This is a genomic window from Corynebacterium suicordis DSM 45110, assembly GCF_015351405.1.
Taxonomy (GTDB): Bacteria; Actinomycetota; Actinomycetes; order Mycobacteriales; family Mycobacteriaceae; genus Corynebacterium; species Corynebacterium suicordis.
Genome location: NZ_JADKMY010000002.1, coordinates 1 through 24,396 on the forward strand (window position 1 = coordinate 1; position 24,396 = coordinate 24,396).

Consider the following 24,396-nt stretch of genomic DNA (forward strand, 5'->3'; position numbering starts at 1 on the left):
GTGATCGGTCATCCGTACCACCCTGCAAGACACCAGAACGGTGTCAGGCGCAGGGCACTGTGGAATCTAAAAAATAAAAACTTGATTCATCACGCTATTGAGTTCTCAAACATCATATGCACACAACCGCCAGCCTCGGATTCTTTTCCGTGGCCGCTCGCTGCGACTCCGATTAATTTACACACAACTGTGAACGTTCACAAATCCGCTGGTCAGAGCGCTTTTTATTCCTTGCTAAGGTAACTCACAGCGTTCTGCGCGGCCCGCTTGGCAAAGGGCGAGACACCAGTGATGGTCGCAGCCCCCGGGCCCACACTCTCCCCATAACCCACCATGAACATCCCCTCCACCGTCGGTGTCATACCATCTAGTAGGTCCCGCACTGGGTTCACCGCCGGTCGAAAGCCGGTGCACCAGATCAAATGATCCGCTTCAATCTGATCAAGTGAACCAACCATTTCTTCCGCCGCCAGCTCACCCGCATCCCGCGCCTCACGCACATCTTCGACTGCAACGATGTCCCCCAGCTGCGATTCCGGTCCTGGATCGGCCTCGCCCTTCATCATCGCGTTCAACCGCTCCCGATTGCGGCGGAACAACACCCGTCCATCCACGTCATCCGGCATAAACCGTGGTTGTCTCCGCGTCAACCACGTCACATCCGCGACCTTCGTCAGTTCAGCAGCGATTTGTGCACCTGAGTTTCCTCCCCCGACCACTGCCACATTCTGCCCCTTGAATGGCTCCGCACCCGGATAGTTCGCAGTATGCCACTGCTTCCCCGCGAAATCGCCAGGATAATGGGGCACAAAAGGCGCAGACCAGGTTCCCGTAGCAACAATGAGACAATCGGCACTCCATCGCTCATCCTTGGCGTCGGAAAGAACGAATCGACCGGACTCTTTTGTCACGGTGACTATTCGCACGGGGCGTTCCACTGGAATGGAATAGCGCTGCTCATACTTGGTGAAATAATCCACCACATGCGAAGCCGGCGGAAATCCCGGATGACTGGGCATCATCATGCCCGGCAGATTGGACGCGTTCGCTGGGGAGAATAGTCGCAGCGATGGCCACGCATGTCGCCACGCTCCCCCGGGAGCTTCCTGATCGTCCAGCACCAGGGTCTGCACGCCCGCTCGCAGCAGGTAATACGCGGTGGCCAGCCCCGACTGACCTCCGCCGAGAATGATCGCCTGATAATCCCTCTCCACGGCGCTCATCTCCCCCTTTTTTCTTTTCGACGCCAGCTAGGCGCCTACCCGCGCACCCGCGAAGCGCTTCTTGCCCTTGCGCAGCACCAGCCATGAGCCGTGCAGAAGATCGGCCTCGGTGGGTGACCATTCGATGTCCTCGATACGCTGGTTGTTCACGTACGCTCCGCCCTCGCCCACTGTGCGACGGGCAGCGCCCTTGGACTTCTCCAACCCGGACTCAACCAGGAGATCCAGAATGCCTGTGCCTGGGGATACCTCGGCGATATCGGTTTCCTGCAGGGCAGCGGCGAGGGTTTGCTCATCCAGATCCGCTAGCTCGGCCTTGCCGAACAACGCTTGCGCGGCCAGCTCCACCTTGCCCACAGCATCCGGGCCATGGACCAGGGAGGTCATTTCTTGGGCGAGCACGCGCTGGGCTTCGCGCTTGAACGGGCGCTCGGCAACCTCGGTTTCCAAACGCTCGAGTTCCGCGCGGTCCAGGAAGGTGAACCAGCGAAGGTAGCGGATCACATCGGCATCAGCGGTATTGATGAAGTACTGGTACCAGCTGTATGGGCTGGTCATCTCCGGATCGAGCCAGAGCTTTCCGCCACCAGTGGACTTACCGAACTTGTTACCCTCGCTATCGGTCACCAGAGGAACGGTCAAGGCGTGGACGGATTCGCCATCGAGGCGTCGATTAAGATCCACGCCGGAAATGATGTTGCCCCATTGATCCGAGCCGCCCATCTGCAAACGCGCATCGTAGGTGCGGCGGAGGTGAACGTAGTCGTTGGCCTGCAGGAGCATGTAGGAAAACTCGGTGTAGGACATGCCGTCTGTTTCCAGGCGACGCTTCACCGTGTCCCGGCCAAGCATGGTGTTCAGCGAGAAGTTCTTGCCCAAATCGCGCAAGAACTCGATGGCGGAGAGCTGGGAAACCCAGTCGTAGTTGTTCACCAGAATGGCCTTGTTCTCCCCCTCGAAAGAGACAAAGCGCGTGAGCTGACCGGAGATGCGACCTGCCCACTCCTGGACGGTGGAGGCTTCGTTCATGGAACGCTCTCCGACATCGCGAGGGTCACCGATCATGCCGGTGGCGCCACCAGCCAAAACGATCGGCGTGTGGCCTGCGAGCTGCAGACGCTTGAGCATCAACAACGGCACCAAGTGGCCAGCGTGCAGCGATGGACCAGTGGGATCGAATCCCACGTATGCGGTGGTTGGGGATTCCATCTGCTCGCGCAGGGAATCGAGATCAGTGGACTGGGCGATGAGACCGCGCCATTGAAGTTCATCGATGATGTTTTGAGTTTCAGCCATGGGTAAGCCCGCTTTCTAGATATCTACAGGGAAGTGCGTGAGAGCAAAGACGCTGCTCAACGAGGCCAGGTGACAGCTTCATCAACAAGCAGCACGGGGATGCCGTCTTGGATGGGATAAGCCACGTTGAGGCGGGGATTAACCAGATAATCGCCGTTGAGCTCTAGTGGCCCCTTGTCCTGTGGGCACGCCAAGATATCCAGCAAGTGGGAATCAATCATGGTTACTCAGTCTAGCCCGATACTCCCCCGCAGACTGCCCCGCCCCTCGGCTCTGTGCATAACTTTTATTTTCTTGCACCATGCAATTTCGGCGGAAAAAGTTATAGTGTTAGGGACGTTGAGCAATCTAAGGGAGATGATCTGTGCGCTTCATGAAGAAAATGGTCACCGCACTAGCTGCTGCAAGCGCCTCAATCGCGCTGGCCACCGCACCACATGCAGCTGCTGCACCGGCCGGAAATATCGTGACCATCGCCGATAGTTATGGCGCTAACCCAGAACAAGCCTCGTACTACTTGGGCGGAGCATTCCCGGCGCTCAACCAGCCGGGGACTCCTTTCACTGGCGGCTGTCAGCAGGCCCATAACAACTGGCCGGGTAGCCTCAGCCGCCAGACTGGCGCCCCTGTCTCCAACTGGTCCTGCGCAGCATTGACCTCCAACGGAATCATGGGACGCGTTGAAGGAGCGATCCGCAGTGGTGACCTGCACCCCGGCACTCGCTCCGTGGTGATCTCCGTGGGCATGAATGACTTCGGCCCTCCGGGTGCACGCAACGGCTACGACGTGGGAAACCACCAAGCCATCCGCGATGCTCACATGCGCGAAATCCGCAATGTCTCCCAGCGCATCCGCGCGGTGAACCCCGGCATCAACATCGTGATCGCTGGCTTTCCTCAGGTAGCTAACGCAGCCGGTGGCGTGTGTGTACTCAACGTGATCAGCAACCTGCCGATGGGACTACCGCTGCCCGTGGTGCGCGACGTGGAGAGCTTCCACCGCCAGAACCAGCTGGACGCTGCCAACGCGAACGGCCTGCGATTCGTGGATGTCCGCGAGCAAACCCGCGGTCACGATACCTGCGCGGCGGACAACCAGCGCTATGTTTCCGGAATCGTGGATACCACCGCCCCACACTGGAATATGTTCCTGCACCCCACTGACCTGGGTAACGAGCGCATCGCCCAGGCAATTCGCCCCGTGGTCTAAGTTCTCTGGCATCTTGGGTGAACCTGCGTTCCAGCAGGTCTGCGCAGCAAAATACCGCCTCGATTCCGAGGCGGTATTTTCTTTTCCTGCGCTAGGTAGCGGATCCCACTTAGCGACGCGGAATTGGGCTTTCTTCCGCCCACTTGCGATCAACCTGGGACTGTTCGCGGACGCGCTGCTTCTGCTCTTCCACCCGAATACCGGCAGTACCGCCTCGGGTTGAGCGAGAAGCGACGGCACCTTCAACGGTGAGGACCTCGCGTACTTGCGGGGTCAATGCCTCGTGCACGCTTGCAAGCTCTTCATCAGTGAGGTCGATCAGGCCAACCCCGCGGGACTCCGCGATTCTCACGCAGGAGCCCGATGCCTCATGCGCCACGCGGAATGGAACGCCCTGGCGCACCATCCATTCAGCCAAATCTGTGGCCAGCGTGAAGCCAGCTGGTGCGAGTTCCAGCAATCGTTCGGGGTGGAACTCGAGTGTCTTTACCAGTCCGGCCATCGCTGGCAGCAGCAGGTTGAGCTGGGACACGGAATCCACGATGGGTTCCTTATCCTCTTGTAGGTCGCGGTTATACGCCAGTGGCTGCGCCTTCAAGGTGGCGAGCAGGCCGGCGAGGTTACCGATGAGGCGGCCAGTCTTGCCACGCATCAGCTCGGCCACATCTGGGTTCTTCTTCTGCGGCATGATCGAAGATCCGGTGGACCAGGCATCCGCCAAGGTGACATAGCCGAATTCCGGGGTGGACCAGGCGATGATCTCCTCGGCGAGGCGAGACAAATCCACGGCCGTCTGTGCCAGCACGAATGCCGCCTCAGACGCGAAATCGCGGGAAGAGGTGGCATCGATGGAGTTATCTCCGGCAGAGTCGAAGCCCAGCTCTTCGGCGATCGCCTCTGGATCCAGCGCCAATGAGGAACCGGCAAGAGCACCTGATCCATAAGGAGAGATGGCCAGGCGGGAATCGAGATCCCGGAAACGCTGCAGGTCTCGCTGCAGAGGATGCGCGTGGGCAAGCAATTGGTGCGCCAGCAGCACGGGTTGTGCGGCCTGGAAGTGGGTCTTACCCGGCATGATTGCCTCCGGATAGCGATCCGCCTGGCTCAGCAGAGCCTCCACCACGTCCACCACACCAGCGGCCACGTCACGCAGAGCTTCACGCAGCCACATGCGGAACAGCGTAGCCACTTGGTCATTGCGGGAACGCCCAGCACGCAGGCGTCCACCCACCTCAGTTCCGACTCGTTCAATCAACCCACGCTCCATGGCTCCATGGACGTCCTCATCGGACGCATCGGGCCCGAAGGCTCCGCTGCGTACATCATCACCGAGTTTTTGGAGACCGGCGATCATGGTTTCCAGGTCGGCGTCGGACAAAAGGCCAGCGCGGTTGAGCACGCGGGCGTGTGCCTGCGAGGCCAGCACGTCATACGGCGCCAACACCCAGTCGAAGTGCGTGGACTTACTGAGGGCTGCCATCGCCTCCGCGGGCCCGCCGGAAAAACGGCCACCCCAGAGGGCACCCTCGTTGGTTCCATGAACGTCCTGCTGAGTCATCTACTTCCCTTCGAAAGTCCCTGTTGGAGAAAGGTGGTTAGGCCAGATCGCGCTTGGAGGCGATCTTGGAGGATAGACCGTGCAGCTCCACGAAACCGCGGGACAAGGTCTGGTCGAAGGAATCGCCCTCGTCGTAGGTGGCCAGGTTGAAGTCGTACAGGGACTTGTTGCTGCGACGACCGTTGACGTCCATGCGTCCAGCGTGCATGACCATGCGGATATCGCCGGTCACGTGCTCCTGGGTGGAGTCGATGAAGGCATCGAGGCTGCGCTTGAGAGGAGCGAACCAGAGGCCGTCGTACACCTCTTCGGACCAGCGAGCGTCAACCTGACGCTTGTAGCGGGCGAGCTCGCGCTCCACGGTGACTGCTTCCAGTGCTTCGTGCGCGCGGATCAGCGCCATGGCTCCGGGTGCTTCGTAGATCTCGCGGGACTTGATGCCCACGAGGCGATCTTCCACCATGTCCAGGCGGCCAATGCCTTGGGCACCGGCGCGACGGTTCAGCTCTTCGATTGCCTGCAACACGGTGACCTTGCGGCCGTCGATGGCGACTGGGGCGCCGCCTTCGAAAGTGATGATAACTTCATCCGGAGCCTGGCCCAGAGCTGGATCTTCGGTGTAGGAGTAGACGTCCTTGGTGGGCGCGTTCCACAGATCCTCGAGGAAACCGGTCTCCACGGCGCGTCCCCATACGTTTTGGTCGATGGAGAATGGGGACTTCTTGGACTGCTCGATGGGGATGCCGTTTTCCTCAGCGAAGGCGATGGCCTTTTCGCGGGTCCACGCGTAATCGCGCACGGGAGCGATGATCTCCAGGTCTGGAGCGGTGTTCGCGAAACCGACCTCGAAGCGGACCTGGTCATTGCCCTTGCCGGTGCAACCGTGAGCCACAGCGGTGCCGCCGTGCTCCTTGGCAGCATCGGAGAGGTGCTTGACGATGAGGGGACGGGAGATGGCGGAAACCAGTGGGTATTCCTTCATGTACATGCCGTTTGCCTTGATGGTGGGCAGGCAGTATTCGTTCGCGAACTCATCGCGTGCATCCAGCACGATGGACTCCACGGCACCGGCACCAAGTGCGCGCTGGCGGACGGTCTCCATGTCCTCGCCGCCCTGTCCCAGGTCGATGGACACGGCAACAACCTCAGCGTTGCGCTCCTTGGCGATCCAGCTGATGGCGACGGTGGTATCCAGTCCACCGGAGTATGCGAGTACGACGCGATCCTTCATGAAAAATCCTTATCTGTTGCGAACTGTTTGTTTGCGTATTGAGTGAAGATGTATCTCTGTTCAGCGCTCGTGCCCAGCGTTTCTGCTCAGCGATACATCTTCGGGTTGCTTCTCTGCTTAGTAGTCTAGCCGTGGGCCAATTGCTGAAAGTATTCCGCCAGCTCCTCACCGGAGAAAGGCTCCTTGGCCAGAGCAAATATGGTGTCATCCCCTGCAATCGTGGCGGCCAACTGGCTCACATCGCTGCGATCCAAGATGCTGGCCAGATACTGCGCAGCCCCGGGAGGCGTGCGCAACACCGCGATGTTCCGGGAGAAATCCGTTCCCACCAACAACTCGCCGAGAACCCGGCGCAGCTTATCCGGACCATCGATCCGAACGTCACTGGAATCGGAGTAGTACACCTCTCCGCCTGAGCGGATCTTCCGCGCCCCGATGTCCACCAAATCACGGGACAGCGTGGCCTGGGTGATCTCCACGCCCTCGGCAGTCAGCATGTCAATCAACTGCCGTTGGCTGGACACCTTGTGCGTGCCGATGATCTTTTCCACCATGTCCTGGCGGGCGGAACGGGTTAACCCAGCAGCCATGCCACCAGTGCCTTCTGTGCGTGGAGCCGGTTCTCGGCTTCATCGAAGACCACGGACTGCGGCCCATCGATCACTTCTGCGGTGACTTCACTGCCACGGTATGCGGGGAGGCAGTGGAGGAAGATGGCTTCCGGATCCGCCTTGGCCATTACCTCTGAGTTGACCTGGTATTTCTTGAGCACCGTGCGGTCTTCCGAGGGGTCCTGCCCCATGGAAAGCCAGGTATCGGTGATGACCACGTCTGCCCCACTGGCATCCACCTGATCCGTCACGGTCACCGTGGCCCCGGTTTCCTGTGCCCGGGCCTGTGCGCGTTCCACGAAACGTGGCTCAGGCTGAAAGCCCTCTGGTGCGCAGATGGTGATGTTCACGCCCGCGGTAGCGAACCCCAACATGTAGGAATTAGCCATGTTGTTGGCCCCATCGCCGAAGTAGATGGCGTTCAGCCCCTGCAGCTCACCCTTATTTTCCTTGATGGTCTGCAGGTCAGCCAAGATCTGGCATGGGTGGAAATCATCAGACAGCGAGTTGATCAGCGGCACGGTCGCGGTCTCTGCCATTTGCTCCAGATTGGACTGGGCACTGGTGCGCCACACGATCGCGGAGACGAATCGGGACAGCACCGCGCCCGTGTCCTGGAAGGTCTCCCCCTTGCCCATCTGCGAGCTTCCAGAGTCCACGACAATGGCATTTCCCCCAAGCTCGGTGATGCCGGCGTCGAAAGAAAAACGAGTGCGCGTGGAGGTCTTATCAAACAACACGGCTACCGACTGACGATCCAGCAGATCGCGGTGAGCATTGTTATACCGGTCAGCCTTGAGCTCGGCCGCCAGCGCGAGGATCTCGGCCTGCTCGGCGGGTGAGACGTCATCGTCAGCGAGGAAATGTCGGAGTGTCATGTGATCTCAGTCCTTCTTCTGGTTGCGGTTGTCGGTGAGCATGGTCTTTATCTTTTCGACGCCCTCTCGCGCCTGCTCCTCCGTCAAATTCAACGGTGGGACGATCCGCAAAACCTCGGGGCTTGGGCGGTTGAGGATGAGGCCATAGTCCAGCGGATCCAGGGCCAGTGGCTGCTCGAGAACGGCTCCCAGCATGAGGCCGTGGCCACGGACTTCCTTCACGCCGGATTCCTTGGCGAGCTCATCGGTGAAAATCGCACTGATCTTCTTGACGTGCTGCAGGAGGTTTTCACCCTTGATGGTTTCTATCACTGCGTTTGCGGCGGCGCAGGCGATGGGATTGCCACCAAATGTGGTGCCATGCATTCCCTTTTCCAAAACCTGGGCTGGGGGCCACGCGATGGTGGCTCCGATGGGCAGACCGCCGCCCAGCCCCTTGGCCAGGGTGATCACGTCAGGGACGAAACCCTCATCAGTGGTGGTTTGGAATCCGAACCACTCCCCGGTTCTGCCCATGCCGGCTTGCACTTCGTCGATCATCAGGAGGATGCCGTGCTCATCGCAGATCTCGCGCAATCCGTGGAGGAAACCTGGCGGGGCTGGGATAACTCCGGTTTCGCCCTGGATGGATTCCACGAGGATTGCGGCCACCGAGTCATCGGCCAAGCTGCGGACAGCATCCAGATCCCCGTATGGGAAGTATTCCACTCCCGCTGGCATCGGCTCGAAAGGAGCGCGCTTGTCGGGCTGGCCAGTCATTGCCAGCGCACCCATGGTGCGGCCGTGGAAGCCACGCTCGGCGGTGAGAATGCGTGGGCGGCCAGTGGCGCGTGCGATCTTAAATGCTGCTTCGTTTGCCTCCGCGCCGGAGTTGCTAAAGAACACCTGGGTTTGTTCACCCTGTGGACCCAGCAGCCCGCGGAGCTGCTCTGCAAGACGGATGACCTGTGGGTGAGCGAACACGTTGGAGGTGTGGCCCAAAGTGGAGACTTGGGCGCTGACGGCTTCGATGATGGCCGGATGAGCATGACCCAGCGCATTGACGGCAATGCCTGCCAGCAGATCCAGGTAGTCCTTCCCCTGGCTATCCGTCACTACCGCGCCGCGGCCGGTAACCAATTCCAGCTGCGGAGTGCCGTAGGTGGGCATCACGGATGCCTCCCATTGGGATTGCCAAGAATTGTTTGCGCTCATACTTGCTCCTCCACGTCTGTCCATCCTTGGTCCGAAACCATTGTGCCAATACCTCCGGTTGTCATCAGCTCCAGAATCACGGAATGGGGAACGCGCCCATCGATCACGTGAGCCGCGTTGACCCCACCGCGGATGGCGGAAAGACACGCTTCCATCTTGGGGATCATGCCGGTATCCAGGCTGGGGAGAAGCTTTTCCAACTCATCTGGGGTGATGCGGGACACCAGGGAGTTCTTGTCCGGCCAATCGGTGTACAGACCCTGCACGTTGGTGAGCATGAGCAGGCGTTCTGCACCGAGCGCATCGGCGAGTGCACCGGCTGCGGTATCTGCATTGATGTTGTAAATATCGCCGTTCTCATCGGGGGCGATTGTGGAAATGACGGGGATTCGGCCGGCATCGATGAGGTCGAACAAGCTTGCAGCGTTGACCTTGGTGATGTCACCCACGCGCCCGATATCCACGGCCTCACCATCGACATCGACCAGCTTCTTTTGCGCGGTGAACAGGCCGGCATCTTCGCCAGAGGTACCCACTGCATAGGGGCCATGCTCGTTGATCAGGCCCACTAGTTCCCGGCCTACCTTGCCGAAGAGCACCATGCGGACGTACTCCATGACTTCCGGAGTGGTGACACGGAAACCGCCCCGGAACTCTCCCTTGAGACCCACCCGATCAAGCATGCTGTTGATCTGTGGGCCTCCGCCATGAACCACCACGGGTCGCGCACCGACGGTGCGGAGAAAGACCATATCTGCGGCGAAGGCACGCTTGAGCTCTTCATCCACCATCGCGTTGCCGCCGTACTTCACCACCACGATCTTGTTGCGGAAGTGAAGTAGCCATGGCAAAGCCTCTGCCAGCACGTGCGAACGTTGGCTGGGTGTGAGGTCAGCGGTGAACCTGGAAGAGTCCAGGGAATCCGGCAAGGTAGTCATGTTCACGATCCGTTTCGGGTTTGCGATGAAGTAGGGCGGGCTAAAACCATCTGTGGTGCTAGGTGGAGTATTCCGAGTTGATCTCCACGTAGGAGTAAGAAAGGTCAGTTGTCCACACGGTTGCTCGGCCATCGCCCACACCGAGGTTGATCTCCACGGCGATATCCGCGCCAGACAAATCGACATTGCGGGCACCTGGGGCACCGGTGGAATTCACGCACACGGGCTTGCCGTTGAAGGACACGTTGATCTTCTCTGGATCCATATCCACGGGGGCCATTCCCACGGCAGCGAGCACACGACCCCAGTTCGGATCGGAACCAAACATTGCACACTTGAACAAATTATCGCGGCCCACCACACGGGCGGCATCCTTGGCTTCCGCATCGGTAGCAGCACCGGTGACGGTGATGGATACGCGCTTGGTCACGCCTTCGGCATCGGCTTGCAGCTGCATCGCCAGGTCTAGGCACACCTGATGAATTGCATCCGTGAACTCCTGCTCGTCTGGGGTCACGCCGGATGCTCCTGAGGCCATGAGCAGCACCGTGTCATTGGTGGAGGTGGAGCCGTCCACGTCCAGGCAGTCGAACGTGGTGGCAGTGGCTGCACTGAGAGAATCGTGCAGCTGCGCGGGGTTCTCAATGAGGGCGTCCGTGGTGAGGAAGACCAGCATGGTAGCAAGTGAAGGTGACATCATGCCCACACCCTTGCCCATTGCGCCGATGGACCAGCCCTGGCCACGATAAACGGCTTCCTTCTGCACGATATCCGTGGTCATGATGGCGTTTGCCGCGGCGTTACCAGCGGTAATCTCCTCCGACAATTGCGGAACCAAGGTCTCAATACCGGAAAGGAGCTTTTCCATGGGGAGCACATCACCGATGAGACCGGTGGAGCACACAGCTACATCTGTGCTGTTGATCTCCAGCATCTCTGCGACCTTGTCCGCAGTGGCCTGAGCATCAGTATCGCCCTGCACGCCGTTGCACGCGTTTGCGTTACCCGCATTGATCACGGCAGCTTTGAACGTGCCGTCATTGTGCTTCCGGGTGAGCTTCACCGGGGAGGCGACAACCCGGTTGCGCGTGAACATGGCCGCTGCATGGAATGTGGGCCCGTTGTTGACCAGCAGGGACATGTCTGGCTTTCCAGATGGCTTGATACCCGCGGTGGTCGCTGCAGCCGAGAATCCCTGCGGGACGGTGATGCCAGTGGCACGTTCTCCCACTGCATGCCCATCTGGCTGGGTGGCCGATCCGTGTGTGTTCATGTTTTTAGACTCCAGACTGCGGGAGACCCGCGGTTTCTTCCCAACCCAGCATGAGGTTGAGACATTGCACCGCGGCACCGGCAGTGCCCTTGGTGAGGTTATCGATGGCACTGGTGATAACAGCCATGCCATCTATGACTTCCACCTGCAGGTGGGTCATGTTCGAGCCACGGACATTTTGTGTTTCCGGCTGCTGGCCCTCCGGGAGGAGCAACAGGAATGGTTCATTTGCGCAGAAGTCCTGGTAGGCGCGTCGAATATCCGCACTGCTGCCCCGGGCTGGGGCGGTTACCGTGGTGAGAATTCCGCGTGTGAGCGGAGCCAGAACTGGCGTGAAGACCACGTGCACTGCCTCGCCTTCGGGCACAAATTGCTGCAAGTTCTGGGTAATCTCTGGGGTGTGGCGGTGTGAGCCCACGCTGTACGCGCGCAGGTTTTCCATCGTTTCTGCACCCAGCAGCTTTACTGCTGCCTTCTTGCCCGCTCCGGACACTCCGGTCACGGACACAACGCTGATCTGTGGGGCGATCACCCCAGCCGCCACACCGGGCAATGCAGCAAGCGTTGCTCCCGTGGGGAAACAGCCGGGAGCAGCCACATAATTAGAACCCGCGATAATCTCCCGGTTACCCGGAAGTTCCGGGATGCCGTACGTGCGGCTACCTGCGTACTCCGAGCCGTAATAACGCTGCCATTCATCTTCGTTGCGCAGGCGGTAGTCCGCTCCGCAATCAACGACCTTCATGGAATCAGGCAGATCCAGTGCAGCGGACAGCCCGTGTGGCAGGCCAAGGATCGCGGCATCATTCTCAACGAGGATCTCACGCGTGGTTTCTTCCAGTACACGGTCCGCCAACTGTGGCAATTGCGGAACGATATCCCCGAACCTTTGACCTGCGTTGGAACCGCCGGTGAGGCTACCGATTTCAAAGTCCTTGCCATAGCCAGGGTGCGCAAGAAGCAGGCGGAGAGCCTCTCCTCCTGCGTATCCACTGGCACCTGCGACCGCAATTTTCAACATGCGATCCATTGTGCCTTACAGGAACCGAGAATGCAAACTATGCATAATTATGGATATTATCCACAATTCTCCGCAAAGGCCAGCGGAGATCTAGGCCCGCTGGGTAGCCCCCACAGCTTGAGCTGCTTGCGCAATCGCCGCTTCTCGAGCAGCAGTGGCTTCCTCTTCCTTCAACGTCCGATCAGACGCGCGGAAACGCAGTGAGAAGGTCAAGGATCGCAGTCCCTCACCCAGAGAGTCGGAACGGTAGATATCGAACAGGCGAATCTCTTCCAACAGCTCGCCCGCGCCTTCGCGCAAAGCGCTTTCCACCTCGGAGCTCGGAATATCCTCAGCCACCACTACCGCCACATCCTGCAGAAGCGCAGGGAATGGGGACAGCACAGGCCGTGGGAAAGTCTCGGTCAGCGGTAACCCATCCAGGTTCAGCTCCATGGCTACGGTGCGTGGCTGCAGGTTCAAGCGCTCGCACACCTGTGGGTGCAGCTCTCCGGCATGGCCGATGACCTTATCCCCCACCAGCACCTCAGCACAGCGGCCTGGGTGCCATGGCAAGTACTCGGCGTTGCGCACGGTGATCTCTACGCCAACTGCGCGAGCCACAGTGCGTGCAGCCTCAATCGCATCTCGGGCGCTAAACGCCTCCGGCTCACCCCATGTACCTGGCAACTGGCGGTTACCAGCAGCGATCATCGCCACATGCAGAGGCTGGACGGGCAAGGATCCCAGAATGTCCCGCACCTCAGCTTCGGTAGGCCGCTTCTTCACGGAGAGCATCGGAGAGCTCAGTTCCGAACGTTCCGGAATGCTTACCTGCGCGATGCCGTACAGGGCGGCGTCGCGCTGACCACGGGTGTTGTTACGGCGCAGCGCGTCCATCATGGATGGCAGCAACGTGGTGCCGATGGTGGCGTAATCGCTTTCCAGGGGATTCTGCACCTTGATGGCGACGCGACGAGCATCATCGGCGGGCAAATCCCAGACATCGAAGATGTCGTTGGCGATGAACGGAGATGGGATGACCTCGGCAAAACCTGCCCATGCCATCGCCCGGCCTACGGCGCGGCGCATCTTCTGTCGCGATGACAATCCCCGGCCAGCAGGTGCGGTTGGCACGATGGAAGGGATGTCTTCCAAGCCCTCCAGACGCAGCACTTCCTCCACCAGATCAGCAGGCATGGTGAGGTCAGGGCGCCACGTTGGTGGGGTTACTTCGATCTCGCGCGCGCCATTGCCATCCCGCTTGCCGGTTTCGCGGACTACACATCCGACTTCACGCAGGCGGCCAATGGTGGTGCCGTCCGGGTAAATCTTGCCGGCGACCTTTCCTGGTCGGGAGGTGAACATGGTGATGGTGGGCATGGTTTCCACTTCGCCCACCACCGTGCGGCCCTCTTCGACCTTGCCACCGGCGATGCGGCTGAGCAGAGCTACTGCAAAGTCCAGGGCTTCATCGATGATCGCGGCATCCACCCCGCGCTCGAAACGGCGAGAGGCTTCAGAACTGAGCTTGTGCCGGCGGCACGTGCGCGCGATAGTCAGCTGATCCCAGTGCGCCGCTTCAAACAGCACGTCAGTGGTGGTTTCGGAAATTTCAGACGTGGTCCCGCCCATGACACCAGCCAAGGACTGGATTCCGTTGTCATCGGCAATCACCACGTCTTGCTCGTGCAGGGTGCGCTCCACGTGATCCAGGGTGGTCAGCTTCTCCCCCGCCTTCGCTCGGCGAACATGCAGCGCGCCAGAGACCTTGTCTGCATCGAAAGCATGCATTGGGGTGCCGAGCAAGAACATCAGGTAGTTGGTCACGTCGGTGGCCGCATTCACAGAACGCGCACCACACAGCATCAATTCGCGCTGCAGCCACAAAGGAGATTCCGCGTTCGGATCGATCCCCGTGACCTTGCGCATGCCGAAGATGGAGCACTTGGTTTCCGGGTCCACGTTGATGTCCTGAACCGTGGCGTCGGAGGCCGAAAGGCCAGCGAAGAGGTCGTCATCAAGGGCAGCGGCGGCCGGGTCGGTTGCTGGGTCGCGGAACTGGAGGTTGAAACTCGACGCCAACTCTCGCGCCAATCCTCGTGCAGACAATGCGTATCCCCGGTCTGGGGTGATGTTCACGTCGAAGATGGTGTCATCCAGACCCAAGAACTTCCGCGCATCCGATCCGGGAGTCAGACCCTGGGATTCGAGCTCCGCATCAGAAATGGTCATGATGCCGGGGTTCTGCGCCTTGGCCAGCCCAACCTCCATGGCAGAGCAAATCATGCCCTCGGAGATCTTGCCGTAGGTCTCGCGCGCACCGATGGCAAAGCCACCGGGTAGCACTGTGCCGGGCAGGGCAATCACCACATTGCTGCCTTCTTCGAAGTTCCGGGCTCCACAAATGATGTTCTGCAGTTCCCCGGAACCGTTGGCCTGGCCCACGTTGACCTGGCAGTAGCGAATCGGCTTCTTGAAGCCTTCCAGCTCCTCAATCTTTTCCACGCGGCCAATGACCAGCGGGCCCTCGGTTACAGGAATTGATTCATAGCCTTCGGTTTCAAAGCCCACGCGGACAAAGCCGGTATCAAATTCTGAGGATTCCACAGACCAGCTGGGGTTGGCGGTCTGCAGGATTCGGGTGAGCCAGGATTGGGAGATCAGCATTGTTGAATCTTTTCCTTTAAAGAAGAATGGCGCGTGAGATGAAAAGAGAAATGCGGTTTAACCGCGGACACCGAAAGGCAAGGTGAAGCGGACATCGCCTTCCACCATGTCGCGCATGTCCGGCAGCCCATTGCGGAACTGCAAGGTGCGCTCAATACCCATGCCGAAGGCGAACCCGGAGTACTCCTCGGGATCCACGCCAGCAGCGATCAAAACATTGGGGTTGACCATTCCGCAGCCGCCCCATTCGATCCAGCCCGCGCCGCCCTTCTTGTTCGGGAACCACACATCCACCTCAGCGGATGGCTCCGTGAACGGGAAGTAGTTTGGGCGGATTCGGGTGGTTGTCTCAGGTCCGAAGAGAGTCTTAGCCAGGTGATCCAACGTGCCCTTGAGGTGGGCCATGGTCAGCCCTTTGTCCACTGCTAGGCCCTCGATCTGGTGGAACACCGGGGTGTGGGTGGCATCCAGCTCATCGGTACGGAACACGCGGCCGGGGCAGGCGATGTAAATCGGGAGATCCCGTTCCAGCATGGTGCGCATCTGCACAGGTGAAGTGTGCGTGCGCAGAACCTGCTTGGAACCTTCCGGGGCGATGTGGAAAGTATCCTGCAAGGTTCGCGCTGGGTGATCCGGGATGAAGTTCAGGGAATCGAAGTTGAAGTACTCTGCTTCCACTTCTGGGCCTTCGGCGATCTCCCAGCCCATGCCCACGAAGATGTCCGCGATGTGCTCAGAGAGGATCGTAATGGGGTGCTGCGCGCCACGCTGGCCACGGGTGGTGGGCTCGGTGACGTCAATCTTCTCAGCCCGGAGAACCTCTTGGTTGCGCTTAACCTCGAGCTCTTCCTTCACCTCATTGAAGCGCTTCTCCACGCGACCGCGGGCCATGTTGACCAAGCGGCCAGCTTCCTTGCGCTGGTCCTTGGGCAGAGTTCCCAGGCTTCGACGAGCAGCAGGAATCGGGGCTTCATCACCCAAGTGATCCCGGCGAGCGTTTGCCAATTCATCAAGATCCGAAGCATTCTCAAAAGCCTGGATTGCCGTGGTAGCCGCGGCTTCCAAACCGGCCTCTGATAGGTCGACCGTATTTTCAACGGATTCTGACAAAGCGCACCTCGCGATGTTGAAGCGAAAAAACAATTAACTTGTACAGTCTAGCCAACCGGCAGGACACGTGTGGGATTAGTCTGTGGCTTCTTCTTGCACCTGGGACTGGGCTTGTGACTCAGCCTGGGCTCGCGCCTGCGCCTTCGCTGATTCATAAAGACAGATGGAAGCGGCAGTGGCGAGGTTGAGGGATTCGGCACGTCCACGCAGAGGAATAGAGACGCGGACATCCGCTTCCGCTAGGAGCTCCTCCCCCAATCCATGTGCCTCATTGCCGAAGAGCCACGCGGTGGGTTTGGTGAGCAGTTCATCTGCTTCTTCCAGACTCACCTCCCCGTCTGCTGAGGTGGCCAGGATCTGCAGGCCCTTTGCCCGTAGCTGCCCCAGAACGTCCTTGATGTTAGGGTCACGAGCCACTGGCAGGTGAAAGAGGGAGCCCGCGGATGCGCGGACCGTCTTGCAGGACTGTGGATCAACGGTCTCGCCGGCAAAGACAACGGCATCAGCACCCATGGCATCGGACACTCGGATGAGCGTGCCGGCATTACCGGGGTCACTGGTTAACACTGGAACGGAAACCAGCTGAGGCCTCCCCGCGATGGCCTTACCTGTGCTCCACAGAACGGGCTTGCACATCGCGAAGATTCCGCTGGTGGTGACGGTGTCCGAAAGGTGCTTGGCGGCGCGCTCATCGATGGGGTGCACGTAGACGTTGAGGTAGTTGGCGGTGCGAACCACCGGCTCGTAACGCTCCGCCGCTGCCTCAGTCACGAAAACATCGGTGGCGGCACCGGTGGAGATAGCGGCTTCCACGGAGTTCTCACCCTCAACGAGGAATGCGTCAGCCTTCTTTCGCGCAGCCGCGCGGTGAAGCTTTGCCGCGTTTACTACGCGCGGAGTTCGTTCGGTAAAGGGTTCGCCAAAGTCCAGATGCATGGGGATCAATCTACCAGCCGCGGAAAAACCGCCTGCACACGCACAAAAAGCGCCACCCTTCCAAGAAGGATGGCGCTCAAATGCGATCGGCTCAGATGAAACTAAGCCAGTCGATCCTAGGACGCAGCTGGTGCGTTAACGTCCTCAGGAAGTGCTGCCTTGGCGGCATCGCACAGTGCGGAGAAGGCAGCGAAATCGTTCACAGCCAGCTCAGCGAGGATCTTGCGGTCAACTTCGATCTCAGCAAGGCGCAGGCCCTGGATGAGACGGTTGTAGGTCAGATCATTCTGACGAGCAGCAGCGTTGATGCGCTGGATCCACAGCTTACGGAACTCACCCTTACGCGCGCGGCGATCGCGGAATGCGTAGGTGTGTGAGTGGAGCATCTGCTCCTTGGCCTTGCGGTACAGGCGGGAGCGCTGACCACGGTAGCCCTTGGCGGAGTTGAGTACTTCGCGACGCTTCTTCTTTGCGTTCACAGAGCGCTTGACACGTGCCACAGTGATACGTCCTTTTCTAAAGTTTGGTTATGCGGGTAATGCGGGAAGGGTGCTGCGGAGCGGGGAAGGCTTAAGCCTTGCCCAACAGGCGCTTCATGCGCTTGGTGTCCGCTTGGGAGACCTCCGTGGTGCCCTTCAGGCGACGGGTGCGCTTGGAAGGCTTGCCCTCCAAGAGGTGGCGACGGTTAGCTTGCTCACGACGCAGCTTGCCGGAACCGGTGATCTTGATGCGCTTTGCGGCACCCTTGTGAGTCTTCTGCTTCATTGGTGAAATCCTCTGGCGTTCTAGGGGTGTCTACGACGGACTACTTCTTGCCCTTGCGGATCGGGCCGATGACCATGGTCATGTTGCGGCCATCCTGCTTTGGACGGGACTCAACAATGCCGTGTTCTTCGACATCGTTGGCCAGGCGCTCGAGCAGGCGGTAGCCGAGCTCCGGACGTGATTGCTCACGGCCACGGAACATGATGGTCACCTTGACCTTGGATCCCTTTTCAAGGAACCGGACTACGTTTGCCTTCTTCGTCTCGTAGTCGTGGTCGTCGATCTTCGGGCGGAACTTTTGTTCCTTCACCACGGTCTGCTGCTGGTTCTTGCGTGACTCGCGGGCCTTTTGAGCCTGCTCGTACTTGAACTTGCCGAAGTCCATGATCTTGGCGACAGGTGGCTTGGCGTTCGGCGCGACCTCAACTAGGTCAAGGTCTGCTTCATAGGCCAGCTTGCGAGCATCGTCAGTGTTGACGATCCCGACCTGTTCTCCGCCCGGACCGACGAGTCGGACCTCTGGGACTCGAATACGGTCGTTGATGCGAGCTTCTGCGCTAATGTTATGGACTCCTCAGTCAGCAGTGGTTAGGTTAAATACCGATTTCTGCGAGTGAGAATCCCCCAAATGTCCCCCGACATGGCAGCACGCTGCGCGCCGCCGATTTCTTTTCGATTTCGACGCCACGCTTCTCGCGTGCACATGACCCGAGCCCAATCACGGAGTGACGGTCACAGGTGGGAGAAGGAACTCCACTTGCAGTCTGTTTCCAATCCTTAACTCAGATAAATGAGCTAACTGGAACGAAACTCAGACGGTAGTGCGACCAACCTTAGCAGTTCAATACCCAGACACCAAATTCATTCGATGCTAATTTCTATCCATGGCCTCGCAAAAACCCACTCTGCGCCAGATTCGTGATGCAGCGCGTTTAGCAGCGGAGTCTCACCACAATCTAGCTCAGCTCCTCGATCAATATGCAGAGGCAGAAGACTCAACACCTTCGGGTGTCTCCGTACCTCACCTCACTGACCCAAACTCGCAGGCGCAGCAATCGGGCCGGCCACACTTCCCGGCACAACCGGCACAGCGCTCACAGCCACAATCTCCTCGACAGCCGCAGCCCCAACACATGCAGCCTGCGCCACAGATGTCACAAATGCAGCAGGTACCTCCTCAGGTAGCACAGCAATTTGCGCCACAACCAGGTCAATCGCCAACGCGCCCCGTACCAATGCGCCCTGTTCCACCGAACACCGCAGGAGCACCTCAAGGGTTCACCCAGCCCCCGCAGTATGGAAACCCTGGTCGGCCCGGGGTGGCGTCGGGAAACAAGAAGGATCCCACCGCACTCCAGCAGTGGTGGCAGAAGGAAGAGGCGATCACAAAGGTGCTCGCGGTGGTGGGTGGACTCATCACTCTCATCGGCCTGGTCTTCCTGGCCACGTTGGCATACGCGAGCGGCATCTTGGGGCCGGAATCCTCCGTGATCCTGGCCGCAATCATTGCGTTGCTGGTCTTCGGGTTGGCATTCCGCGCTCATGCCAATAGACCAGCAGGTTTCACTGCCCCTGCGATGATCACCGTTGCCGTGCTGGCCATGTTGGCGGACGTGTGGGTGATCGTTTACCAGGTCAAGTGGCTATCGGAGATCTCCGGCGCGGTGCTCACCACGGTCATATGCATCGTGGGCCTCGTCGTTGCTCGCGCGTGGGATAAGGAAAAGCTGGGGATCCTGCTCACCGTGCTGTCTCCCCTGTTCATCACGCCTTTCGCCTTCAATATTCTGCAGGATGCGCATTCCTCCCTGGCAATTCCTGGGTGTGTGATCGCCACTGCGCTCGCCGCGTTTGCCTCCCGCTGGGATCGCTCCTGGCCCGGGCTGCACGGCACCGCCTGCGCGGTCTTCACCCTGGGCATTCTGCTGACGTGGAATCAACCGCTGTGGACCTTCGCCGCCTCCGGTTTGGGCGTGGCCATCCTGCTCATTTTCGCTTACCGTCAGCCACGGGTATCCCGGAGTCTCAATGGGCTCGCGTGGATCACGTTCCTGCTGGCCCCACTCTTCGCGGCGCATAAGTTCCACGTCATGTTGGTGGTGTTCGAGGCAATCGTCTTCGCCCTCATCCTGATCTGGGCCACCACTCAACAAGCGCTCGTCAAGACCAAGCAGCCCACTTCTGTGCAGGAAAACGCCTTCTTCGGTGTTTACACCAGCGCCACCGCATTGGCGCTTGCGCTGGTCATGGGTTATTCCGAGACAGAAATCTTTTGGTACGCGTGCGGTTTCCTGCTGGTATGCGGAACCATCATTGTGCTCTTCCCCACCGTGCACACGGAGGCTACCAACGTGGCGGGCGCTGCAGCATCCATCCTGGCTGCCCCATTCGCTGTCCGTGTTCTCATGCCTGCGGAAAACCCGAGCACACAGATGTTTGATACCTGGCTCATCCTGGTTGTGGCCTGCGCCGTTCTGGGCCTCTATCTGTTCAAGCGTCGGGGCACGTACGCTGCCCAGGCTCCGGAATTGGAATCCTTTACCTTTGCCATTCTCGCGGTGGCCTCAGCGATCGTGGTGGCCACACTCCTGCTTATCAAGCCAGGTGAAACCAGCTTCATGATCGGGCACATGCTCATCTCCATCGCGTGGATCGTCCTCGGTATCGCATTGATCAGCCGCGGCCAGGACACCACCACCCGCGCAGGTCTTGTCCTCGTGCTAGTGGCAGTAGCAAAACTGGTACTCTTCGATCTGTCGATTCTGGGCGGTCTCGTGCAGGTTCTCGCATTCATCATCAGCGGTGCGATCCTGCTCATCGCGGCGTTCCAGCGCGAAAAGCTGTTCGGCAAAAAGCAGGCCAACCCCCACGTACAGAATCCCCATTTAGCTGGCGTCGCCCCTCACCCCAATGGGCAGCCGACACCTGGGCCGAACCCATACGGTTCCCATCCCAATCCCCCTCGCCCTCAACCCTCAAACAATCAACCTCCAAACCCACAAACCTAGGAACCTTCATGACCCGCAAGCTCGTAGCCAACCTCTTCTACTCCGTCGATGGCGTGGCCTCAGATCCTCATCTATTCCAATTTGATTCTTTCGACGCCTCCCTCGGCCAGCTCATGACCGAAGCCCTGGGGGAAATCACCGACAACGTTCTGGGGCGAGTGAGCTACCAGGAATGGGCTGGTTACTGGCCAGAAGCCACCGAAGGCCCAGACGCGGGATTCGCAAACTTCATCAACGGCACCCCGAAGCACGTGGCGAGCCGCACCCTGACCCAGGAAGAGCTGGCATGGGAAAACAGCCAGCTGATCACCGGTGACATGCTGGATTACCTTCGCGACCTCAAAGAGCAGCCAGGTGGAACCATCGCGGTTCAAGGCTCGCTGTCAGTGGTTCGCCAGTGCGTAGAGGCCGGACTCATGGATGAGCTCACGCTCATCATCCACCCTGTTATTGCCGGCAATGGGCGTCGACTCTTTGAAGGAACCGAAACCCAGCGCCTCACCCTGCTGCGCTCGCAGTCCACCGAAAATGGCAACATCATTGCCACCTACGGCCCCCGCGAAAACTAGCCGGGGAACCTAGCCACGGTTAATAACCGGGCTGCTATTTGCTCAACATCGGCTTGAGGTACTCGCCGGTGTAGGAGCCCTTCACCTTGGCCACCTCTTCCGGGGTGCCCTCGGCAACCACGAGGCCACCGCCGGATCCGCCCTCGGGACCCATGTCGATGATCCAGTCTGCAGCCTTGATCACGTCCAAGTTGTGCTCGATGATCACCACCGAGTTGCCCTTGTCCACCAGGGACTGGATCACCATCATCAACTTGCGGATGTCCTCGAAGTGCAGGCCAGTGGTGGGCTCATCCAGGATGTAGATGGTCCGGCCATTCGAACGCTTCTGCAGCTCTGCCGCCAGTTTCACGCGCTGTGCCTCACCACCGGAAAGCGTGGTGGCAGCCTGTCCCAGGCGCACGTATCCCAGACCCACGTCCACGAGGGTGTCCAGGTAGCGGGAGATGGACGTGACTGGGCGGAAGAATTCCGCGGCATCCACGATGGGCATCTCCAGAACCTGGGAGATGTTCTTGTCCTTGTACAGAACTTCTAGCGTCTCGCGGTTGTAGCGCGCTCCATCACACACCTCACACGGCACGTACACATCCGGCAGGAAGTTCATTTCGATCTTCAGGGTGCCGTCACCATGACACGCTTCGCAGCGGCCGCCCTTGACGTTGAAGGAGAATCGGCCAGCGGTGTAACCGCGCACCTTGGCTTCGGTGGTTTCGGCGAAGAGCTTGCGCACCTTATCGAACACGCCCGTGTATGTCGCGGGGTTGGAACGAGGCGTGCGGCCAATTGGGGACTGATCCACCTGCACCAATTTGTCCAGGTGCTCCAGGCCGGTGACCTTCTTGTGGCGTCCCGGTACCAAGCGCGCCCGGTTGAGGTTATTGGCCAGGCTCTGCGCCAAAATGCCGTTGATCAGCGAGGATTTACCCGAACCGGATACGCCGGTGACACAGGTCAGCACGCCCAGTGGGATCTCCACGTCCACGTTGCGCAGGTTGTTCTGCTGCGCGCCGAATATGGTGAGCTTGCGATCCGCATCGATTTCCCGACGCTTCTCCGGCACCGCCAGAACGCGAGCTCCGGAGAGGTATTGACCGGTGATGGAACGCTCCACCTTGGTGATGCCCTCGGGCTTACCTTGATAGACCACCTCGCCGCCGAACTCGCCGGCGCGAGGGCCGATATCCACCAGCCAGTCTGCGGTGCGGATGGTGTCTTCATCATGCTCCACCACGATCAGGGTGTTACCCAGGTCGCGCAGGTGCTCCAGCGTGGAGATCAAGCGAGTGTTATCGCGCTGGTGCAAGCCGATGGAAGGCTCATCCAGTACGTACAGCACGCCCGCCAATCCAGAGCCGATCTGCGTGGCCAAGCGGATTCGCTGTGCCTCACCGCCGGAGAGGGTGCCCGCGGATCGAGACATGGAGAGGTAATTCAGGCCCACGTCCAGGAGGAACTTCAGCCGAGCCTGAATCTCGCGCAGCACCGCACCAGCGATCATCTCATCACGCTTGGAAAGGGAGAGGTTGTCGAGGAACGTGCTGGCGTCGGCAATAGAAAGGTTGGCCACTTCGGCGATGGACAATTGACGCTCACCGGAAGCGATGGTCACGGCCAACACCTCCGGCTTCAGGCGGGTGCCGTCGCAGGTGGGGCAAGCAACTTCGCGCATGTAGCTGCGGTAACGCTCTTTAGACCAATCGGAATCGGTCTGATCCATCTTGCGCTTCAGGAAGGGCATCACGCCCTCGTAAGGTGCGGAGTAGTTGCGCTGGCGGCCATAACGGCTGCGGAAGCTCACGGCGATCTCCGCGGAGTGTCCCTGCAGCACTGCCTTCTGGTGCTTCTTGCTGAGCTTCTTCCACGGGGTCTTCGGGTCGATCTCCAGCTTCTCCGCAAGCGCGGTGAGCAGCTTGACGAAGTACTTGCTGTTGGGGCTGGAATCCCACGGGGCGATGGCGTGGATCAGTGGCGCATCTTCATCGGGAATGACCAGCTTCTCGTCCACTTCCAGGCGAGTGCCCAGGCCATCACACACGGGGCAGGCACCAAAGGGAGAGTTGAAGGAGAAGGTGCGTGGTTCCAGCTCATCCAGCGCCAACTCGTGGCCGTTGGGGCAGGCCATTTTCTCGGAGAAACGACGGATGCGGTTGGGATCGGAATCATCCAACCCCACCATGTCCAGCACCACGATTCCCTCAGCCAGGCGCAGCGCGGTCTCCACGGAATCCGTGAGACGCTGCTTCTGGGTGGGCTTGACCTGCAGGCGATCCACCACCACGTCGATATTGTGCTTGACCTGCTTCTCCAGCTTCGGTGGGTCGGAGAGTTGATGCACTTCCCCATCCACCTGCACGCGGGAGAAACCCTGGGCGGCGAGGTCTTCAAAGAGATCCACAAACTCGCCCTTACGGGTGCGCACCACGGGTGCCAGGACCTGGAACTTCAGGCCCTCTTCCATGGAGAGCACCTGGTCCACGATCTCCTGCGGGGTCTGGCGCTGGATGATCTCGCCACACTCGGGGCAGTGCGGCACGCCGGTGCGGGCGTAGAGAAGACGCAGGTAATCGAAGATTTCCGTCACCGTACCCACGGTGGAACGCGGGTTGCGGTTGGTGGACTTCTGGTCGATAGACACCGCCGGGCTCAAGCCCTCGATGAGGTCCACGTCCGGCTTGTCCAACCGGCCGAGGAACATGCGCGCATAAGAACTCAGAGATTCCACGTAGCGACGTTGGCCTTCAGCGAAGATGGTATCGAAAGCCAGCGAGGATTTACCGGATCCGGACAGCCCCGTGAACACGATCATCTTCTCGCGGGGCAAGTCGATGTCCACGCCCTTGAGGTTGTGCTCGCGCGCACCTTGGACAACCAACCTATCGGCCACTGAAAACTCCTCTATCTTGCCGTGGACGCCACCCGGCTC

21 protein-coding genes are annotated in these 24,396 nt (G+C 59.7%); 3 read left to right on the forward strand and 18 right to left on the reverse strand.

The features are described 5' to 3' along the window. Positions 1-224: 224 nt before the first annotated feature. The 3 genes from IRY30_RS06395 to IRY30_RS06405 are packed head-to-tail and all read right to left on the reverse strand — an operon-like array spanning position 225 to position 2,740. Positions 225-1,223 (reverse strand): FAD-dependent oxidoreductase, encoded by a 999-nt coding sequence (locus IRY30_RS06395; RefSeq protein ID WP_194556614.1) that lies wholly within the window; start codon positions 1,221-1,223, stop codon positions 225-227. A 27-nt stretch (positions 1,224-1,250) separates the two neighbouring features. Further along, entirely contained in the window at positions 1,251-2,519 is a 1,269-nt protein-coding gene (gene tyrS / locus IRY30_RS06400) for a tyrosine--tRNA ligase (RefSeq protein ID WP_194556615.1), read from the reverse strand. Positions 2,520-2,575: 56 nt separating this feature from the next. Then, entirely contained in the window at positions 2,576-2,740 is a 165-nt protein-coding gene (locus IRY30_RS06405; protein WP_194556616.1) for a Trm112 family protein, read from the reverse strand. A gap of 152 nt (positions 2,741-2,892) precedes the next feature. Here IRY30_RS06405 and IRY30_RS06410 point away from each other — a divergent pair, with 152 nt between their 5' ends. Further along, entirely contained in the window at positions 2,893-3,729 is an 837-nt protein-coding gene (locus IRY30_RS06410) for a GDSL-type esterase/lipase family protein (RefSeq protein ID WP_194556617.1), read from the forward strand. Between the two features lie 109 nt (positions 3,730-3,838). On the opposite strand, the gene argH is transcribed toward IRY30_RS06410, so the two are convergent. The 14 genes from argH to infC all read right to left on the reverse strand — a co-directional run bounded on the left by argH (position 3,839) and on the right by infC (position 18,455). Then, the gene (argH, locus tag IRY30_RS06415) at positions 3,839-5,287 is read right to left on the reverse strand and encodes an argininosuccinate lyase (protein ID WP_194556618.1); all 1,449 of its coding nucleotides are present in this window, start codon (positions 5,285-5,287) and stop codon (positions 3,839-3,841) included. A gap of 37 nt (positions 5,288-5,324) precedes the next feature. Continuing rightward, entirely contained in the window at positions 5,325-6,518 is a 1,194-nt protein-coding gene (locus IRY30_RS06420; protein WP_194556619.1) for an argininosuccinate synthase, read from the reverse strand. 125 nt (positions 6,519-6,643) lie between these two features. Then, positions 6,644-7,108, reverse strand: coding sequence for an arginine repressor (locus IRY30_RS06425; protein WP_194556620.1), 465 nt, complete (start codon positions 7,106-7,108; stop codon positions 6,644-6,646). Next, complete coding sequence (gene argF, locus IRY30_RS06430; protein WP_194556621.1) at positions 7,093-8,007, reverse strand: ornithine carbamoyltransferase; 915 nt, start codon at positions 8,005-8,007, stop codon at positions 7,093-7,095. The genes IRY30_RS06425 and argF overlap by 16 nt, the downstream gene beginning before the upstream one ends. 6 nt (positions 8,008-8,013) lie before the next feature. Beyond that, a complete protein-coding gene (locus tag IRY30_RS06435) occupies positions 8,014-9,201 on the reverse strand; it encodes an acetylornithine transaminase (protein WP_228503102.1) in 1,188 nt (395 codons plus the stop codon). After that, positions 9,198-10,130: an acetylglutamate kinase gene (gene argB, locus IRY30_RS06440; protein WP_374708564.1), complete on the reverse strand. Its 933-nt coding sequence runs from the start codon at positions 10,128-10,130 to the stop codon at positions 9,198-9,200. The genes IRY30_RS06435 and argB overlap by 4 nt, the downstream gene beginning before the upstream one ends. A 67-nt stretch (positions 10,131-10,197) precedes the next feature. Next, on the reverse strand, positions 10,198-11,412 hold the full coding sequence (gene argJ / locus IRY30_RS06445) for a bifunctional glutamate N-acetyltransferase/amino-acid acetyltransferase ArgJ (RefSeq protein WP_194556624.1): 1,215 nt from the start codon (positions 11,410-11,412) through the stop codon (positions 10,198-10,200). A 4-nt stretch (positions 11,413-11,416) separates the two neighbouring features. Then, positions 11,417-12,433, reverse strand: coding sequence for an N-acetyl-gamma-glutamyl-phosphate reductase (gene argC, locus IRY30_RS06450; RefSeq protein WP_194556625.1), 1,017 nt, complete (start codon positions 12,431-12,433; stop codon positions 11,417-11,419). A gap of 90 nt (positions 12,434-12,523) precedes the next feature. Beyond that, complete coding sequence (gene pheT, locus IRY30_RS06455; protein WP_194556626.1) at positions 12,524-15,082, reverse strand: phenylalanine--tRNA ligase subunit beta; 2,559 nt, start codon at positions 15,080-15,082, stop codon at positions 12,524-12,526. Positions 15,083-15,139: 57 nt separating this feature from the next. Continuing rightward, complete coding sequence (gene pheS, locus IRY30_RS06460; RefSeq protein WP_194556627.1) at positions 15,140-16,192, reverse strand: phenylalanine--tRNA ligase subunit alpha; 1,053 nt, start codon at positions 16,190-16,192, stop codon at positions 15,140-15,142. 75 nt (positions 16,193-16,267) lie between these two features. Next, positions 16,268-17,128, reverse strand: a complete 861-nt coding sequence (locus tag IRY30_RS06465; protein ID WP_194556628.1) for a TrmH family RNA methyltransferase — start codon at positions 17,126-17,128, stop codon at positions 16,268-16,270. 116 nt (positions 17,129-17,244) lie between these two features. Further along, on the reverse strand, positions 17,245-17,628 hold the full coding sequence (gene rplT / locus IRY30_RS06470) for a 50S ribosomal protein L20 (protein WP_194556629.1): 384 nt from the start codon (positions 17,626-17,628) through the stop codon (positions 17,245-17,247). Between the two features lie 70 nt (positions 17,629-17,698). Beyond that, a complete protein-coding gene (gene rpmI, locus IRY30_RS06475; protein WP_194556630.1) occupies positions 17,699-17,893 on the reverse strand; it encodes a 50S ribosomal protein L35 in 195 nt (64 codons plus the stop codon). A 40-nt stretch (positions 17,894-17,933) separates the two neighbouring features. Next, positions 17,934-18,455, reverse strand: coding sequence for a translation initiation factor IF-3 (gene infC / locus IRY30_RS06480; protein ID WP_194556953.1), 522 nt, complete (start codon positions 18,453-18,455; stop codon positions 17,934-17,936). A gap of 757 nt (positions 18,456-19,212) precedes the next feature. On the opposite strand from infC, the gene IRY30_RS10430 reads away from it, so the two are divergent. Together IRY30_RS10430 and IRY30_RS06490 are read left to right on the forward strand one after the other, a co-directional pair. Beyond that, complete coding sequence (locus IRY30_RS10430; protein ID WP_194556631.1) at positions 19,213-20,901, forward strand: DUF2339 domain-containing protein; 1,689 nt, start codon at positions 19,213-19,215, stop codon at positions 20,899-20,901. 8 nt (positions 20,902-20,909) lie between these two features. Continuing rightward, positions 20,910-21,470, forward strand: coding sequence for a dihydrofolate reductase family protein (locus IRY30_RS06490; RefSeq protein WP_194556632.1), 561 nt, complete (start codon positions 20,910-20,912; stop codon positions 21,468-21,470). A gap of 34 nt (positions 21,471-21,504) precedes the next feature. Here the strand turns inward: IRY30_RS06490 and uvrA are convergent, their stop codons facing one another. Next, the gene (gene uvrA, locus IRY30_RS06495) at positions 21,505-24,357 is read right to left on the reverse strand and encodes an excinuclease ABC subunit UvrA (protein ID WP_194556633.1); all 2,853 of its coding nucleotides are present in this window, start codon (positions 24,355-24,357) and stop codon (positions 21,505-21,507) included. Positions 24,358-24,396: the final 39 nt, after the last annotated feature.